Annotated in this window: 15 protein-coding genes; 9 read left to right on the plus strand and 6 right to left on the minus strand. The window is 71.8% G+C overall.

The window, feature by feature from the left end; genetic code table 11:
• Positions 1–81 precede the first annotated feature (81 nt).
• The 3 genes from KIK06_RS27750 (at position 82) to KIK06_RS27760 (ending at position 3,565) form a co-directional block, all read left to right on the plus strand.
• Positions 82–1,449, plus strand: a complete 1,368-nt coding sequence (locus KIK06_RS27750; RefSeq protein ID WP_268645670.1) for a cystathionine beta-synthase — start codon at positions 82–84, stop codon at positions 1,447–1,449.
• Positions 1,450–1,590: 141 nt separating this feature from the next.
• On the plus strand, positions 1,591–2,331 hold the full coding sequence (locus KIK06_RS27755) for an acyltransferase (RefSeq protein ID WP_268645671.1): 741 nt from the start codon (positions 1,591–1,593) through the stop codon (positions 2,329–2,331).
• 88 nt (positions 2,332–2,419) lie between these two features.
• Positions 2,420–3,565: a cystathionine gamma-synthase gene (locus tag KIK06_RS27760; RefSeq protein ID WP_268645672.1), complete on the plus strand. Its 1,146-nt coding sequence runs from the start codon at positions 2,420–2,422 to the stop codon at positions 3,563–3,565.
• Between the two features lie 215 nt (positions 3,566–3,780).
• Here the strand turns inward: KIK06_RS27760 and KIK06_RS27765 are convergent, their stop codons facing one another.
• Entirely contained in the window at positions 3,781–4,032 is a 252-nt protein-coding gene (locus KIK06_RS27765) for a hypothetical protein (protein WP_017598062.1), read from the minus strand.
• Between the two features lie 286 nt (positions 4,033–4,318).
• On the opposite strand from KIK06_RS27765, the gene KIK06_RS27770 reads away from it, so the two are divergent.
• Both KIK06_RS27770 and KIK06_RS27775 read left to right on the plus strand, forming a co-directional pair.
• Positions 4,319–5,047 (plus strand): GntR family transcriptional regulator, encoded by a 729-nt coding sequence (locus KIK06_RS27770; protein ID WP_268645673.1) that lies wholly within the window; start codon positions 4,319–4,321, stop codon positions 5,045–5,047.
• Positions 5,048–5,055: 8 nt separating this feature from the next.
• Positions 5,056–5,868: a GntR family transcriptional regulator gene (locus tag KIK06_RS27775; RefSeq protein ID WP_268645674.1), complete on the plus strand. Its 813-nt coding sequence runs from the start codon at positions 5,056–5,058 to the stop codon at positions 5,866–5,868.
• 6 nt (positions 5,869–5,874) lie between these two features.
• Here KIK06_RS27775 and KIK06_RS27780 read toward each other — a convergent pair whose 3' ends face one another.
• Positions 5,875–6,912, minus strand: coding sequence for a VWA domain-containing protein (locus tag KIK06_RS27780; RefSeq protein WP_268645675.1), 1,038 nt, complete (start codon positions 6,910–6,912; stop codon positions 5,875–5,877).
• A 36-nt stretch (positions 6,913–6,948) separates the two neighbouring features.
• Complete coding sequence (locus KIK06_RS27785; RefSeq protein WP_268646226.1) at positions 6,949–8,367, minus strand: sigma 54-interacting transcriptional regulator; 1,419 nt, start codon at positions 8,365–8,367, stop codon at positions 6,949–6,951.
• 191 nt (positions 8,368–8,558) lie between these two features.
• On the opposite strand from KIK06_RS27785, the gene KIK06_RS27790 reads away from it, so the two are divergent.
• Both KIK06_RS27790 and KIK06_RS27795 read left to right on the plus strand, forming a co-directional pair.
• Positions 8,559–9,713 carry an FIST signal transduction protein gene (locus KIK06_RS27790; protein ID WP_268646228.1) on the plus strand — a complete coding sequence of 385 codons (1,155 nt, stop codon included), beginning with the start codon at positions 8,559–8,561 and terminating at the stop codon, positions 9,711–9,713.
• Between the two features lie 128 nt (positions 9,714–9,841).
• Complete coding sequence (locus KIK06_RS27795; RefSeq protein ID WP_268645676.1) at positions 9,842–11,197, plus strand: hypothetical protein; 1,356 nt, start codon at positions 9,842–9,844, stop codon at positions 11,195–11,197.
• Positions 11,198–11,269: 72 nt separating this feature from the next.
• On the opposite strand, the gene KIK06_RS27800 is transcribed toward KIK06_RS27795, so the two are convergent.
• The 3 genes from KIK06_RS27800 to KIK06_RS27810 form a co-directional block, all read right to left on the minus strand.
• The gene (locus tag KIK06_RS27800) at positions 11,270–11,872 is read right to left on the minus strand and encodes an RDD family protein (RefSeq protein ID WP_017598069.1); all 603 of its coding nucleotides are present in this window, start codon (positions 11,870–11,872) and stop codon (positions 11,270–11,272) included.
• Positions 11,873–12,025: 153 nt separating this feature from the next.
• The gene (greA, locus tag KIK06_RS27805) at positions 12,026–12,526 is read right to left on the minus strand and encodes a transcription elongation factor GreA (protein WP_017598070.1); all 501 of its coding nucleotides are present in this window, start codon (positions 12,524–12,526) and stop codon (positions 12,026–12,028) included.
• 139 nt (positions 12,527–12,665) lie between these two features.
• Positions 12,666–13,082 (minus strand): DUF4307 domain-containing protein, encoded by a 417-nt coding sequence (locus tag KIK06_RS27810; RefSeq protein ID WP_017598071.1) that lies wholly within the window; start codon positions 13,080–13,082, stop codon positions 12,666–12,668.
• A gap of 155 nt (positions 13,083–13,237) precedes the next feature.
• Here KIK06_RS27810 and mca point away from each other — a divergent pair, with 155 nt between their 5' ends.
• A complete protein-coding gene (gene mca / locus KIK06_RS27815) occupies positions 13,238–14,116 on the plus strand; it encodes a mycothiol conjugate amidase Mca (protein ID WP_017598072.1) in 879 nt (292 codons plus the stop codon).
• A gap of 5 nt (positions 14,117–14,121) precedes the next feature.
• Complete coding sequence (locus tag KIK06_RS27820) at positions 14,122–14,364, plus strand: hypothetical protein (protein WP_268645677.1); 243 nt, start codon at positions 14,122–14,124, stop codon at positions 14,362–14,364.
• The last annotated feature ends 37 nt before the right edge of the window (positions 14,365–14,401 follow it).

Raw genomic sequence — 14,401 nt, forward strand, 5'->3', positions numbered from 1 at the left:
CACGGCCCCGGCAGGCGCGACCGGGGCGAAGGACCAGGCGGACCGACGGATCCGGCCGCCACGATGCTGAAGGAGCCCACAGTGCGGGTACACGACTCACTGATCGACCTGGTGGGGGACACCCCGCTCGTGCGACTCCGGAAGGTCACCGAGGGGCTCGCGCCGACCATTCTCGCCAAGGTGGAGTACTTCAACCCCGGCGGTTCGGTGAAGGACCGCATCGCCCTGCGCATGGTCGAGGCGGCGGAGAAGAGCGGGGAGCTCAGGGCGGGCGGCACGATCGTCGAGCCGACCTCCGGCAACACCGGGATCGGGCTGGCGATGGTCGCGCAGGAGAGGGGCTACCGCTGCGTCTTCGTCTGCCCGGACAAGGTGGGGGCGGACAAGCTGGCGGTGCTGCGCGCCTACGGCGCCGAGGTCGTGGTGTGCCCGACCACGGTCGCTCCGGAGCACCCCGACTCCTACTACTCGGTCTCCGACCGGCTCGCCGAGGAGATTCCCGGGGCGTGGAAGCCCAACCAGTACGAGAACCAGAACAACCCCGAGTCCCACTACCACTCCACCGGCCCCGAGATCTGGGACCAGACCGAGGGCCGCGTGACGCACTTCGTGGCGGGCATCGGCACCGGCGGGACGATCAGCGGCACCGGCCGCTACCTCAAGGAGGTCTCCGACGGGCGGGTGAAGGTGATCGGCGCCGACCCGGAGGGCTCGGTGTACTCGGGCGGATCGGGACGCCCCTACCTGGTCGAGGGCGTGGGCGAGGACATCTGGCCCGGCACCTACGACACGGGGATCTGCGACGACATCGTGGCCGTCAGCGACAAGGAGTCCTTCCTCATGACGCGTCGCCTGGCGCGTGAGGAGGCGCTGCTGGTCGGCGGCTCCTGCGGCCTGGCGGTCGAGGCGGCCCTGCGCGTGGCCGAGGACGCGGGCCCCGACGACGTCATCGTCGTTCTGCTGCCCGACGGCGGACGCGGCTACCTCGGCAAGATCTTCAACGACGAGTGGATGGCCGACTACGGCTTCCTGTCGGCCGAGACCGAGGAGGCCACCGCCGGCCAGGTGCTGAACGGCAAGGGCGGTGAGATGCCCGACTTCGTGCACACCCACCCGCACGAGTCGATCGGCACGGCCGTGGCGATCATGCGCGAGTACGGCGTCTCCCAGCTCCCGGTGATGAAGGAGGAGCCGCCGGTCATGGCCGCCGAGGTGGTCGGCTCCATCGCCGAGCGCGACGTCCTCGACGCGCTCTTCGACGGCCGCGCCCAGCTGGACGACAGCGTGGAGACGCACATGGGCAAGCCGCTGGCCACGGTCGGCACGGGGACTCCGGTCGGCGACTGCGTGCGGCTGCTGCGCGGCTCCGGCGCTCTGGTGGTGCTGCGCGACGGCCGGCCTGTGGGCATCCTCACCCGCCAGGACCTGTTGGCCCACCTGTCCGGCTGACGGGGGCGGCCGCGGCGCATCCGGGGCCCCGAACCGCGTTCCACCGAGCGCGGTTCGGGGCCCCGCTGTGTGGAGACCGGACGGAGCGTCGCATACTCGGACACTGCTACTCTTCGCGGCAACGTTACTGGCAGGTAATACATGGGAGCTCGCGTGTCGCGGCTGTTGTCCTGGATCATCCGCTCCGCTTGGTCGTACGCGCGGAGCCACGCCGAAATCCGCGCGGACTCCAAGGCCGCGCGGAAGTTCGCGCGCTTCGGCGTGGGTTCCGCGATCGCCTTCCCCACGGCCACCCTCTACGGGGAGCCGTGGATCGAGATCGGGGTACACACCGTCCTGGGCGGTGACATGACCCTGGCAGCGGGCATGGGGCCGGACTACGACCTCGGGCCCGTCACCGTCGTCCGGATCGGCTCGGGCTGCGCGATCGGCCGCGGATCGCACATCGTCGCGCACAAGTCGGTGGACATCGGGGACCACGTCTACACCGGTCCGTACGTCTACATCACGGATCAGAACCACTCCTACGCCAACACCGAGATCCCCGTCGGCCTCCAATGGCCCGTCGACGACCCGGTGAGCATCGGCGACGGCACCTGGATCGGCGCGAACGCGGTGATCCTGCCCGGCGTCCACCTGGGCCGCAACTGCGTCGTCGCGGCGGGCACCGTGGTCCGCCCCGGCCACTACCCCGACCACAGTGTCGTCGCGGGGGTTCCCGGCAAGGTCGTGCGCACCCACGATCCCGAGCTCGGCTGGGATCCGCCGATGCGCGAGACCGGTACGCCCACGCGCGTGCCCACCCCCGCCGCGGGGCTGCCGCCCGAGGTGCCGATCGAACCGCCCGAACCGGGGTCGGCCACCAGGTTCCCGCCCGCCTGAGGACGGTGGCGGTGGCGTGCGACTCCGCCACATTCCCTCCTGCGTGAAACGTGGGGTTCACGGGGAAAGCGGCGGCTATTGTGGCCCCATGACGTTCGACGGGTTTGAAACGCTGGCCATCCACGCGGGGCAGGAACCGGACGCCGGGACCGGGGCCGTGGTGGTGCCGATCTACCAGACGAGTACCTACGCCCAGGACGGCGTGGGCGGTTTGCGCCAGGGCTACGAGTACTCGCGCACGGGCAACCCGACGCGCGCCGCCCTGGAGGAGTGCCTGGCCGCGCTGGAGTCCGGCGCGCGGGGCCTGGCCTTCGCCTCGGGCATGGCCGCCGAGGACACGCTGCTGCGCACGGTCCTCTCACCCGGCGACCACATCATCATCCCCGACGACGCCTACGGGGGCACCTTCCGCCTGGTCTCCAAGGTCGTCGAGCGCTGGGGCGTGTCCTGGGACGCGGTCGACCAGACCGACCCCGAGGCCGTGCGCGCGGCGGTGCGCCCCGACACGAAGGTCGTGTGGACGGAGACGCCCACCAACCCGCTGCTCAACATCACCGACATCGAGGCGCTCGCGCAGATCGCGCACGACGCGGGAGCGCTGTACGTCGTCGACAACACCTTCGCCTCGCCCTACCTGCAGCAGCCGCTGACGCTGGGCGCGGACGTGGTCGTGCACTCCACGACCAAGTACCTGGGCGGGCACTCCGACGTGGTCGGCGGCGCCCTGGTGGTCGCCGACGCCGACCTGGGCGAGCGGCTGGCCTTCCACCAGAACACCATGGGCGCCGTGCCGGGGCCGTTCGACTCCTGGCTGACGCTGAGGGGGATCAAGACCCTGGGTGTGCGGATGGACCGGCACAGCGCGAACGCCGAGCAGGTCGTGGCCGAGCTGGAGGGCCACCCGGCGGTCCGCAGGGTGTACTACCCCGGGCTGGACGGTCACCCGGGGCACAAGATCGCCGAGCGGCAGATGCGTTCCTTCGGTGGGATGGTCTCCTTCTCCCTGCGGGACGGGGAGAAGGCGGCGCTGCGGCTGTGCGAGCGCACCGAGGTCTTCACCCTGGGGGAGTCACTGGGCGGGGTCGAGTCCCTGATCGAGCACCCCGGGCGGATGACGCACGCCTCCACCGCGGGCTCCCCGCTGGAGGTTCCCGCCGACCTGGTCCGGATCTCCGTCGGTATCGAGTCCGGCGGCGACCTGGTGATGGACCTGTTGCGGGCCCTGGAGGACTAGCGGTGCCTTCGTGGGCCCCCGCTGCGCCGCGGACGGTGTTCGGGCGCCCCGGAGGCGGGGGCGCCTCACCCCCGTCTTCGCCTGACGCCCGTTCCCCGCTCGCGGATCGACCCGCCCGCCCGTCGCCCTCCACCGTCTGGGGGGCCGCTCCGCGGCGGGGCGGCGGGCACCCTCAACCGACGGCTCCGGCACGGCACCCACCGTGTTCGGGCACCTCAGACCGCACTGGGGGTGCGGTCCGGATCAGGGGCGTGGTCCCGGCCGGAGGGGCGGGTGTCGTTGCTGAAACGCAGGCCGACGACGAGGCTTCCGGTGCGGGAGAGGACGCTGCCGTCGTCCTCCTCGCGCAGGGAGCGGTAGCCCCGGCGGCGGTCCTGGCGGCGGATCCCGATGGAGACGGCCAGGAAGAACCCCGCTGACAGGCCCAGGAGTAGGAGGCCGACGAACGCGATGACGAGGGGGATCATGGTGTTCTCCTCACGGCTGACGGTTCACTTCCGCTGACTCCCCCCTCACGTCGTGAGGGGGGTTTCGCGTGTGCTCACGAGGTCTTTCCGTGCCCTTCCGCGGCCGGCTGCGGGGGCGAGCACCGAAGGGTCCTCCTCCGGCTCCGGGGCTGGGGGCCGTGTACTGAGGGTGGCCTTCCTTTAGGATGGGTTGAGGTAACCCGGCTGTACATGTTCTGTTGGTGTTGCGATCACCTTGTTGGTACAAGCGAACGTGTTGGATTGATACCCCCCTGAGGGCGGACTTATGCGGGCAGAGAGTAGATATCGACAGATCGCCCGGGTCTTGCGCCGCGAGATCCAGGAGCGGACCCTTCCCCCCGGGGGCCGACTCCCCTCGGAGAAACAGCTGGAGGAGCGCTTCGAGGCCTCCCGCAACACCGTCCGCCTCGCCCTGGGCATGCTCCGCAACCAGGGGCTCATCCTCAGCAGGCCCGGACGCGGACACTTCGTGCAGAACGTCGTCCCCGAGACGTTCTACGCCACCCGCCCCACAGAGAGCACGGGCCTCAACGAGTCCGCCCTGTCCGGTCAGACCCTGGAGGAGCTCCAACTCCTGAGCGCCACCCCGGACATCGCCAGCCGCCTCCGCGTCCCCGAGGGCGACATGACCGTCGTCCGTCGCATGTACCGCTTCTCGGGGGACGTCTCCGGATCCATCAGCTCGGCCTATTACCCCATGGAGCTCGTCCAGGACACCGCGCTCATGCTCCCCGAGGACGTGGACAGCGCCCTGGAGGTCCTCCTGGGCCACGGGCACCGCCAGGTGGGCTGCGTCGACGAGGTGGAGACCCGCATGCCGACGCCCCAGGAGGCGTCCCAGCTCGAACTCCCCCCGGGCGTGCCCGTACTGAACGTCCACCGCACCGACTACTCCGAGGAACGTCCGATCCGCGTGGTACACACCGTCTACGCGGGGCACAGCATCAGATACCAGTTCGAACACGGCAACCTCAAGGCCTACCACCGGGACTGAGCTACAGCATGAGCACGTCGAAGAAGACAGTGGTCGCCGATCACCTGCGCGAGGCGCTGGCCAGAGGTGAGTACAAGCCCGGCGAACGGCTCCCCGGTGAGGAGGAGCTCGCGGAGCGGTTCGACGTCTCCCGCGCCACGGCGCGGATGGGGATGCGCATCCTCCAGGACGAGGGGCGCATCGCCATCCGCGCCGGACGCGGGGCCTACGCCGCCGACCACCGCCCCATCGTCCACCTGGCCACACCGGTCTCCGGGGGCTCGGACTCCGAACGCTTCCAGGAGGGGTACCAGCCGCATCTGCGCGACGCTGGATACCACCACATCCACGAGAAGATCAAGGTCAGCCTCGACACCATGCGCCCGCGCGTGGCCAAGCGGCTGCGCCCCGAGCCCAAGAGCACGGCCCCGCACGGCGGCCTCGTGGTCATCCGCTCCTGCGACCGCTTCGTCGAGGGCGGACTCTGGCAGTCCCAGGTCACCTACGTCCCGTTCACCATCGCCAACAACACGCCGCTGATGTCTCCCGAACGGATCACGAACGGGGTGGCCGCCCTCCTGCGCGACCTGGGCCACGAGGAGACCTGGAACTGGGACGTCGTCGGCGCGCGCATGCCCTCGCCGGACGAGGCGGAGGCCTTCGGGCTCGGCCCCGGAATCCCGCTACTCGTCCAGGAGCGCGTCGCCTACGCCGGAGACCTGGCGCTGCGGTTCACCGAGACGATCATGCCCGCCAACCGCCACCAGCTCCTCTACTCCGGTGGGGACGCTCCCGAGGAGCTGCTCGTCCTGGCCTCCGACGTCAACGTCTTCGAGTTCTGACCACGCTCACCCGCGACGTCCGAGGTACCGGTCCACGACCAGAGGGCCCAGGGCCCCGGCGTCGGCGCGCACGACCCGTACCCCACGCCTCCGGTCCACCTCGGCGGCGAAGTCGCGCAACCGGGGGTCGTCGGCGAGCAGGAAAAACACCACCTCAGCGCCCTCGCGCAGCACACGGTCCAGCTCCGCCAGGGTGAGTTCGGCGGTCCGCGGGTCGGGCGGCCACGCGAACCGGGCACGGCCGTCCTCGCCCAGATGGGCGGTGGGCTCTCCATCGGTGACCACCAGCACCAGGGGCCGGAGGCCGCGGTGGCGCCGCACGTGCCTTCGGGCCAGGCGCAGCGCGTGGTGCAGGTTGGTGCCGGGGGTCCGCCGCCACTCGTGCGCGACCAGCCGGGCGGGGGTGAGCTCGTGGGCGCCCTCCCCGAAGCCGACCAGGTGGATCCGATCGTCCGGATGGCGGGTACGGACCAGGGCGTACAGGGCCAGGGCGGTCCGGGTGACCGCGGTGTGCAGCGCGCGCTCCACCATCGAGTGCGAGAGGTCGACGAGCAGCGACACCGCCGCCGCGCCGACGGGTTCGGTCTCGGCGACGCGGAGGTCCTCGGCACGCAGGGCCGCCCCGGGGGACGCGGCACGGCGCAGCGCCGCCGCGCGGACGGTCTCCACGGGGTCGAGAGGGCGGTCGTCGTCTGGCTCGCGGGGCGCGTGCGTTCCGACGGGATCGCCCCCCGAACCGCCGCCTCCCGGGTGCCGGCCGCCGGCCCCCCGCGCCGAGCGTTCGATGTCACGCAGGGCCGTGTCACCGAGCCGTCGCAGTTCACGAGGGGTCAGACCGTGACCGCTCCCGTCCGACGGGGCCAGGAGACCGCCGCTTCGCGACCCTCCCACGGGACGGCCCTCGATCCCGTCGCCGTCTCCGTCGCCCTCCCGTCCCCGCGCGTGCTCCAGCGCGGTGACCCCGACCCGCTCCTCCCGGGGCGGCGGGTCGGGGTCGGCCAGCGGGTCCGGGCCGCCGGTGTACGCGCGGTACTGGAACCTCACGCCTTCTCCTTCCGCCGCGTGCCTCGTGTCCCCGTGTCAGAAGCGGTAGACGCCCCCGTCGGGGAGCGTGTCCTTGGCCAGGCGCCGCTCCAGGTACAGCCCCTCCAACGCGAACTCGACCACCGCCGCCGCCAGCCCGGGGGTGGGCGGTCCGTCCTCGGCCTCCGGAGCCGCCCGCTCGATCATCGCGGCCAGGCCCGGGACCGTGCCGACCCGGCGGAGCAGGTCGGCGGCTCCGACCAGGTCTCCGGTCTCGACGGCGCCGCCCCCGGCGAACCGGTCGCTGAGCGGGTTCAGGTCGCTCTCCCCGAGCCGGGCGCGGAAGGTCTCGGCGACCGCGCGACGCAGCAGCAGGTGGAGGATCTCGGCCTCGCGGCCCTCGGCCTCCATCTCGAACTCGACCTTGCCCAGCAGGGGCTCCACGACCGACGGAAGGTCGCAGACCCGGGCCACGGGGACCTCCTCACCGGTCAGCGCGGCGCGGCGCAGGGCCGACGCGGCGACGGTCTCGGCGGCCGCGACGGAGAAGCGCACCGACACCCCGGACCGGCCGTCGACCTTCTTCGAGTCGCGGACCAGACGGGTGAACCGGGCGACGGACTCCAGCAGGTGCGCGGGGACGGTCGTGCCCTCGGGGATCGCCGCCTCCTGGCGCACGAGCGCGAGTTCGTCGTCGAGGCCGAGCGGGTAGTGGGTGCGCACCTGGGCGCCGAACCGGTCCTTGAGCGGGGTCACGATGCGCCCCCGGTGCGTGTAGTCCTCGGGATTGGCGCTGGCGACCAGCAGCAGGTCCAGCGGCAGCCGCAGGGTGTAGCCGCGCACCTGGAGGTCGCGCTCCTCCAGGACGTTGAACAGCGCCACCTGGGCGCGCGCGGGCAGGTCGGGCAGTTCGTTGACGCAGAACACGCCCCGGTTGGCGCGGGGGACGAGGCCGTAGTGGATGGTCTCGGGGTCGCCCAGCGACCGGCCCTCGGCCAGTCGTGCCGGGTCCACGTCGCCGATCAGCTCACCGACCCCGGTGTCGGGGGTGGCGAGCTTCTCGCCGTACCGCTCGGCGCGGTGCCGCCAGACCACGGGGAGGGAGCCGTCCCCGCGGGCCGCCCGCGCGCGGCATCCCGGGCAGAGGGGGGTGAACGGGTGGTCGTTGACCGGGCACCCGGCCACGGCCGGAGACCACTCGTCCAGCAGCCCGGCCAGGGTGCGGATCAGCCGTGTCTTTCCCTGGCCGCGCTCGCCCAGGAGGACGATGTCGTGTCCCGCGATCAGGGCTCGCTCGACCTGGGGGAGCACCGTGCCGTCGAAGCCGTGCAGGCCCGGGAAGCGGGGGCGGCCCTCGCCCATCCGGCGCAGGAGGTTGTCCCGGACCTCGGCGGCCACCGAACGGTGGACGTGCCCGGACTCGCGCAGTGCGGCCAGGGTGCTCGGGAGGTCCTTCGGCGGCGTGGGAGGCGTGATGGGACTCACCCGAGGGAGTCTAGGACCGTTCCGCCGGCGACGCGAGCCCGGGCAGGGGCGCCGCACCGGAGGTCCGAGGCGAGCACGGCTCGGGCGCGAATCACCCCAGAGCGGGGCGGGGAGTGGAAGAATGGGAGGAGAAGGTTCGGTCCGAGGTCCGGCAGGGGCCGGTGAAGGCGGGGTGGCGGCTGGTGACGCGGTTCGGCGATGCTCTGACGACGGGGGCCGACCTCGTGAACGCGGCCGAACGGGCCGTGCGGGCCGCCTTGGAGCAGGTGGAGGGGCCGGTCGACCTGCTGTGCTTCTTCGTCAGCGGCGCCGATCCGGACGAGGTCACCCTTGCCGGGAGACGCGTGATGGAACTCGCGCCGGGCGCCGTCGCCGTGGGGTGCAGCTCCACCGGTGTGATCGGCGGCGGCCGGGGGGTGGAGGACCAGGGGGCGGTCAGCGTCTGGTGCGCGCGGCTTCCCGGGGTGGAGCTCACACCGTTCCGCTTGGACACCATCCTGGAGGACGACCACCTCGCCGTGGTCGGGATGCGTGAGCCCGGCCCCCGCGACCGGGTGGCGATCCTGCTCACCAACCCCTACGAGTTCCCCACCCAGGCCTTCGTCCGGGAGTCCACTCCGGCGCTCGGTGGGCTGCCGCTGGTCGGCGGGATGGCCGACGGCATGCGCGGGGAGGACTCCGTGCGGTTGTTCTACGAAGGCGAGGCCGTGGACAGCGGCGCCGTCGGTGTGCTGGTCGGCGGTGAGGGCGTGCTCGGGACGGTGGTCAGCCAGGGCTGCCGCCCGATCGGCCCGAACATGACCGTCACCAAGGCCGAGGGCAACCTCCTGATGGAACTCGCGGGCACCAACGCCTACGAGAAGCTGGAGGAGCTGGTGGACTCGCTCAGCGACGAGGACCGCGCGCTGGCCGTCCAGGGGCTGCACGTGGGCATCGCCATGGACGAGTACGCCGAGCACCACGAACAAGGCGACTTCCTGATCCGTGCGCTCAGCGGCGTCGACCCGGAGATGGGCGCGCTGGCCGTCGGGGACATGGTCGAGGTGGGCCAGACCGTGCGCTTCCAGGTGCGCGACGCGGGCACCGCCGATGAGGACCTGGCCCGCAGGCTGGCCGACTTCGGCGCCGAGCACGAGGTCGGCGCGGGGCTGCTCTTCTCCTGCAACGGGCGGGGCGAGGCCCTGTTCCCGCAGGCCGACCACGACGTGCTGGCCGTCCGCCGCATCCTGGGCGTGGAGGCCGTGGCGGGTTTCTTCGCGGCCGGGGAGATCGGCCCGGTCAGCGGTGTCAATCACGTCCACGGCTTCACCGCCTGCCTCCTGGCCTTCGCTGACTGAGGGTTGCCTGGTAAGCCGGACTTTTACCGTCGTATCACCAACACCCGGCACAAGCTCCTTGAGTGCGCGCGCACCAGGGCGCTTACTGAGAGTGACCACATGCTTCTTCTCGGGTGAGGGAACACGCGATGTCCGACCGACACCGCCCGGCCACCGTGCGGACTCTGGCCGCCCTGAGCGCTCTGGCCCTGCTGATGCCCGCGACCCCGGCCCACGCGCGCGCCGGGTGGATCCCCCAGGACCTCGCCTCCGCGGACCGGGTCGGCCTGCTGCTCGACGGCGGCGCTCTGCGCGTCGGCGCGGCCGGGAAGGAGAACCGCGTCGGGGCGCGCAGGGAGCACCCGGAGACCGACACCGGTATGGCGGTCTTTCCCGAACAGGGCCTGGGCGCGCGCACCGACACGGTGGACGTGCGTGTCCGGGCCGAGGGGGACGGTCGGGACGTGCTGACCGAGGCGCGTGGCGTGCGCGCCGACGGCATGTGGACCGAGTGGCACCCCGCACGGGGTGACGGCGCGATCACCCTGCCCGAGCACGTCTCCCGCGTACAGGTCCGGGTGGAACTCGACGGCGACGACACCGCCCTGACCGGGCTGGGGCTGCGCGTGGCCGACCCGGAGGACGGAGGACCGGGATCGGACGGGCCGGGCGCCGGGCAGGACACGCCCCGGGACCGGCCGGAGGGGCCCGGGGGCGAGGGGGAACAGGAAGGGCACGAGGGAGCGGACACGCGGGCCGAACCGTTCTCGGCCCATCTCTTCGCCACCAGGATCGGCCTGGTCGGCGGACGTACCGCCAACGGACACACCATCCGCCCCGACGACCACTTCGTCGCGCTGCCGTCGCGTCGGGCGCTCGCGAACCGGGGCGGGGGAGAGTACACGGTGCGGGTGTGCACGACGGGGGCGCTGGGTCCGACCGTCCCCCGGGGCGTGCCCGACGACCACGTCGCGCGCTGCGCCTACCTTCCCGTGTGGGACGTGGGCCCGTGGAACATCACCGACGACCACTGGAACGAGTCCCGGCAGTCCTGGCCGGAGCTGCTCCACGGCCGCCCCCAGGCGCAGGCGGCCTACACCGACGGGCACAACGGCGGACTCGACGGGTTCGGCCGCCGCGTCCGCAACCCGGCCGGGATCGACCTGGCCGACGGCGCGTTTCGCGAGGGGCTCCGACTGCCCACCAACGGGTGGGTGCGGGTCGACTACCTGTGGACCGCCGAGTACCGGTCCAAGGCTAGGATCACCACGCAGAGCCGGCGCGCCCCGGTGATCGTTCGGGGCGGTCCCGGTACCGGCCACGCCCCGGTGGGGCTGGCCGCGCACACGGCGGTCGTGGACGTGGACTGCCAGGCCGTCGGTGACGAGATCCGCGGGCCGTTCGGGGCGGACGACGCCTGGTACCGGATCGGGGAGGACAACTACGTCCCGGCGGTGTTCGCCGAGGGAGGCGCCGACGCGCCCGCGTGCGAACCGCTGCCGTGACGGAGGCGACGGCGCGCGGACGCGGCCCGGACACCGGTGGCGGGCCCGGGCCGCAGCGGGTCGGACGACCGCTCAGGTGCGGATGACGACCGTTCCCGCGGTGCGGTCGTGCAGGGCCTGGCGCTGGTCGCCGAGCGCGGCCATGGACTCGCCCAGGGAGAACAGGTGCCCCAGGAACGGCAGGGACTGGGGGAGGCCGAACAGCGCCGAGCGGCCCAGGGACTGGCCCTGGCTGAGCCTCCCGCCGTCGGCGGCGCTGACCACCTTGATCCCGACCAGCATCTTGCCCAGCGTGCGTCCCCACGCCGCCAGGTACAGCCAGTCGTAGAAGAACAGCAGCAGACCCCAGCCGAACACGAACACCAGGGCCCACACGTTGGCCTGGGCGTCGCTCGTGTCACTGCCGCCGGTCAGCACGGCCACCAGGAGGACGACGATCACGAAGAAGACGAACGCCGCGACGACCGCGAGGACGTAGTCGATCGCCCGAGCCGTCAGACGGCGGCCGAACCCGGCCAGTTCCGGGCCGTCGTGGCGACCGGGGACGGCGGAGCCGGAGTGTGCCCACGCGGCGGGGGCGGGGCGGTGGGGCGGGGCGGCGGGGCCCCAGCCGGCCCCCTGGGCGTACGGGGCGCCGTACGCGGGGTCCTGCGGATTCCAACGGGGGGTGGACATGCGGTTCCTCGGGCGTCGGTCGTTGGGAGAACGAGGCGGGGTCTGCCCCTCCACGGTATCGACGGGACCGCCGTGGCCGGTGTGACCCGTCACGATCCGCCCTCGGGTGGCCGGTGAGGGGCAGGCCGACGCCCCCCACCGGCCTTTGGAGTGTCAGGCCCCGCTGTACGGCACGGCGTCGATGATCTCCACGCCCAGGCTTCGGCCGTTGGGCAGCTGGTAGCTCACGTTGTCGCCGACGCGCTTGCCGTTGATGGCCGCGCCGAGCGGCGACTTCGGGGAGTACACGTCTATGGGAGCTCCGCTCTCCTCCCGCGAGGCGAGGAGGAAGGTGACCTCCTCGTCGTCACCGTCGAACCGGATGGTGACCGTCATACCGGGGCCCACCACACCCTCGGTGCGGGGCGCCTCGCCGACCCGCGCGGTGCGCAGGATCTCGGTGAGCTGAAGGATGCGGGCCTCCATCTTGCCCTGCTCCTCCTTGGCGGCGTGGTAGCCGCCGTTCTCCTTCAGGTCGCCCTCTTCCCGGGCCGCCTCGATCTTCTCCGCGATCTCGACGCGCCCGCGCCCCGTCAGGTGGTCCAGCTCTCCCTTGAGCCGGTCGTACGCCTCCTGGGTGAGCCAGGTGACGTTGTCGTCGCGGGTCTGGGTCACGGGAACTCCTTGGTGTACTAGTAGCAATGGCCACCAGGCGGCCAGAGCTGAACTCACGAGAATATCACCGAGCGTCGACGCACACGGGCCTCGTGACTCCGCCCTGGTACCGGGCCAGGCAGGGGGAGGGTTCGGTGGATCAGTTCTGCGGGTCTTGTTCCCTGCACGAGGCCACTTCTACCGTGGAAGCCTGTCGAAGCGTGTCAACGCTCGTGGTCACCATCCGGTTCCCCGGCTCGACCGTGACGCTGTCCTGACCGACCTGGACCATCTGGTCGTCCAGCGCCGAGACGAGGCACCGGGCCCCGCCCTGACTGTTCACCTCGAAGGTGATCCTCGCCTCGTCGGCCGAACGGACCTCGAACGACACCACCTGGTGGTACACCCCACCGGCCAGCCCGTTGTAGTTCATGACGGAGTACCCCCACCCGACCGCCGTGATGACGGCGAAGATGGTTCCGAAGAGGAAGAAGAGCGGGCCGTTGCCATGGCGCTTGCGGAGCGCGGGTGCGGCGTCGGCACTGTTCACGGCGGCTTCTTCCGGGGTCGCGGGCATCGGGAATCTCCGAACGAGGGGACGGTGTTGTCTAAGATATCCCCGACCCGACAACCCCCCTACTCGGCCCACGCGTGAGTCGTCCATGCCGTGCATTCGGGGTGCCCGGACGGCCTACCCGTCGAGCCGTTCACCGAGTCAAGGAGAAGCCTTCGTTGTCCGAGCGCCTGCGCCTCATGGCGGTTCATGCCCACCCCGACGACGAGTCCAGCAAGGGCGCGGCCACCATGGCGCGTTACGTGGAGGAGGGAGTCGACGTGCTCGTCGTCACCATGACCGGTGGCGAACGCGGCGACATCCTCAACCCCGCGATGGAACGTCCCGAGATCCGAGAGAACATCGCCCAGGTTCGCCGTGAGGAGATGGAGCGAGCGAGGGAGATCCTCGGCGTCCGGCAGGAGTTCGCCGGTTTCGTCGACTCCGGCCTCCCGGAGGGCGACCCGCTGCCGCCGCTTCCGGAGGGCAGCTTCGCCACCCTCCCCGTCGAGGAGGCCGCCGAGCCCCTCGTCGCGTCCATCCGCCGGTTCCGTCCGCACGTCATCCTCACCTACGACGAGAACGGCGGGTACCCCCACCCGGACCACATCATGACCCACAAGGTGTCGATGCGCGCCTTCGACACCGCGGGTGACCCGGACGCCTACCCCGGCTCCGGAGACCCCTGGCAGCCCCTCAAGCTCTATTACTTCGTCTCCTTCCCGCCCGAGCGTTTCGACGCCCTGGCCAAGGTGCTCGCCGAGCGCGGACTGGAGAACCCGTTCGCCGAGTGGGTCGACCGCATCAAGGAGCAGGACCGCCCCCGCTGGGAGATCACCACCCAGGTGGGGGTGAGTGAGTACTTCGAGGTCGCCGACGAGGCGCTCAAGGCGCACGCCACCCAGGTGGACCCCAACGGGTTCTGGTTCGCGGTGCCGAACGAGGTCCGGGTCGAGGCCTGGCCGACGGAGGACTACCACCTGGTCCGGTCCCTGGTCGACACGGAGGTCCCGGAGACGGACCTCTTCGCGGGCGTCACGGACGCGGTGAGAGTATGAGTGGTATGAACACGCTTTTGACCTCCGCGGCTGTGCTGGCGGAAGAGGTCCAGATGGACCGGAACCTCGTGACCCCGGGCGTCCTCGGCTTCCTCATGGTGTTCGCGGTCGGCGTCGGACTCTACTTCCTCATGCGCAACATGACCGGGAAGCTCCGGACCCTGTCCGCCGACGCCGACGAGGCCGACGGGAGCGGCACGCCCGTGGCCGGCGCCTCCGGCGAGGGCGCGGAGGCCGCGAGGGACTGACGGTCGGCCCCGCCGAGACCCAGCGGGGCCCGCCCGT

It is taken from the genome of Nocardiopsis sp. EMB25 (assembly GCF_026797795.1).
Classification (GTDB): Bacteria; Actinomycetota; Actinomycetes; order Streptosporangiales; family Streptosporangiaceae; genus Nocardiopsis; species Nocardiopsis lucentensis.

Excerpts from the sequence above, each read along its gene's own strand:
- KIK06_RS27755 (WP_268645671.1), top strand. The coding sequence starts at position 1,591 with ATGGGAGCTCGCGTGTCGCGGCTGTTGTCCTGGATCATCCGCTCCGCT.
- KIK06_RS27760 (WP_268645672.1), top strand. The coding sequence starts at position 2,420 with ATGACGTTCGACGGGTTTGAAACGCTGGCCATCCACGCGGGGCAGGAA.
- KIK06_RS27765 (WP_017598062.1), bottom strand. The coding sequence starts at position 4,032 with ATGATCCCCCTCGTCATCGCGTTCGTCGGCCTCCTACTCCTGGGCCTG.
- KIK06_RS27770 (WP_268645673.1), top strand. The coding sequence starts at position 4,319 with ATGCGGGCAGAGAGTAGATATCGACAGATCGCCCGGGTCTTGCGCCGC.
- KIK06_RS27775 (WP_268645674.1), top strand. The coding sequence starts at position 5,056 with ATGAGCACGTCGAAGAAGACAGTGGTCGCCGATCACCTGCGCGAGGCG.
- KIK06_RS27795 (WP_268645676.1), top strand. The coding sequence starts at position 9,842 with ATGTCCGACCGACACCGCCCGGCCACCGTGCGGACTCTGGCCGCCCTG.
- KIK06_RS27800 (WP_017598069.1), bottom strand. The coding sequence starts at position 11,872 with ATGTCCACCCCCCGTTGGAATCCGCAGGACCCCGCGTACGGCGCCCCG.
- KIK06_RS27810 (WP_017598071.1), bottom strand. The coding sequence starts at position 13,082 with ATGCCCGCGACCCCGGAAGAAGCCGCCGTGAACAGTGCCGACGCCGCA.
- KIK06_RS27820 (WP_268645677.1), top strand. The coding sequence starts at position 14,122 with ATGAACACGCTTTTGACCTCCGCGGCTGTGCTGGCGGAAGAGGTCCAG.